Source organism: Roseateles sp. P5_B10 (assembly GCF_056400485.1).
The window spans coordinates 1-1,421 of sequence record NZ_JBFULE010001096.1 but is presented as its reverse complement, the minus strand read 5'-3'; the positions used below and the strand labels follow the sequence as shown (position 1 = coordinate 1,421).

Below are 1,421 nucleotides of genomic sequence, written 5' to 3'. Positions count from 1 at the left end.
GAACAGCGTCGCATGGCTCAAGCCGCCCGCGCCGGCCGCCTTGGCCAGGCCGCCATGCTGGGCGATCAGTTGCAGCAGGCGCAGGTCGTCCCAGTTCAGGTCGTTGATGATGGGCGCTGTCATGACCAGCAATTTTGCAATGACAAATTGCAAATTCGCACACGTAGGAGGCTCAGCGCGTTCCTAGACTGCAGGCCTTCCCAGCACAACAAGAAACCACGCCATGTCGATGTACGAACAGCTTCCCTTCCAGCCCGCCAACCGTGGCGAGATCGACCGCGTGGTGGCCGACTTCCCGCTGGCCACCCTCGTCAGCGCCGACGAGGGCCGGATGCTGGCCACGCCGCTGCCGTTGATCCTGGAGCGCGATGCGGCCAGCGGCGAAGCACGGCTGATCGGCCATCTGTCGCGTCGCAACCCGCAGTTCGCCCTGCTGCAGCGCCAACCGCGCGCCCTGGCCACCTTCACCGGTGCGCAGGGCTATATCGCCAGCAGCTGGATGAGCAACCGCCGCTACGCACCGACCTGGAACTACGAGTTCGTCCAGTTCGAACTGGACGTCAGCATCGAGGACAGCCCGGAACAGCTGCTGCGTGCGCTGGAGCTGCTGAGCGCCCATGTCGAAGCACCCTACCCCAATGCTTGGCGGCCGGCCGAGATGGGGCCGCGGCTGGAGCAACTGGCGCAGTACATCGTGCCCTTCAGTGCCCGCATCCTGGAGACCCGCGCCCAGTTCAAGCTGGGCCAGGGCGACCCAGCCGATGCGCGGGCCGACGCCTACGCCGGCCTGTCCCGCTACGGCGGCCATCAACTGGCCGCCGCGATGCGGCGGCATGAAGAGCTGGTGCGGGAGGCCGCGCGCTAGGGCTCGGGTCTCACCGCCCTCAGCATCTGCTGCCACAGCGGCGCATAGGCCGCGTTGGCAATGCCTTCGCCATGCGGCTGGCCGCCCGGGCGCAACGGCAGGTCCAACGCATGAACCTGGGCCGGYGGGATCCCCAACAGGCGATAGCTTTGCGCCAGCAGGTCGGCGGCCGTCTCCTGCACGTGGTAGGTCGCATGCCAGCGTTCGGGCGGCGTGACGCTGGCACGGCGATACCAGCGGGCCAGTTCGCCGCCGGCCTCGCGGTCCCAGCCGCCGGAGAAGTCCAGCACGCCGGCCACCGAGCGCGTCTTGGCGATGAAGGCGGCCATGCCGCCGCCTTGGGACTGGCCAGCCAGCACGATGCGGCTCCAGCGTGGCTCATCGCCATCAACGTAGCCGGCCCATTGGCCCGCCGGATCCTGCTCGGCCAGATGGCGCAGCAGCCGGGTGAGCCGCGGCACGATGGCATCCTCGGGCCGGTCGTCAATGGGCGCCGCGGTCGCGTCGCCCCAGACGCGTTGTTGGCGGAAGGCCGCGGCGCAGGTCGGATGGGCCT

General features: G+C 68.9%; 2 protein-coding genes. One reads left to right on the top strand and one right to left on the bottom strand.

Features of this window, described 5'->3' with window-relative positions:
* Positions 1 to 223: 223 nt before the first annotated feature.
* Positions 224 to 865: an FMN-binding negative transcriptional regulator gene (locus tag AC1DU6_RS31125; RefSeq protein ID WP_457323480.1), complete on the top strand. Its 642-nt coding sequence runs from the start codon at positions 224 to 226 to the stop codon at positions 863 to 865.
* On the opposite strand, the gene AC1DU6_RS31120 is transcribed toward AC1DU6_RS31125, so the two are convergent.
* A partial coding sequence (locus AC1DU6_RS31120) for a BPSS1187 family protein (protein WP_477861987.1) occupies positions 862 to 1,421 on the bottom strand: 560 nt, incomplete at its 5' end. The genes AC1DU6_RS31125 and AC1DU6_RS31120 overlap by 4 nt on opposite strands.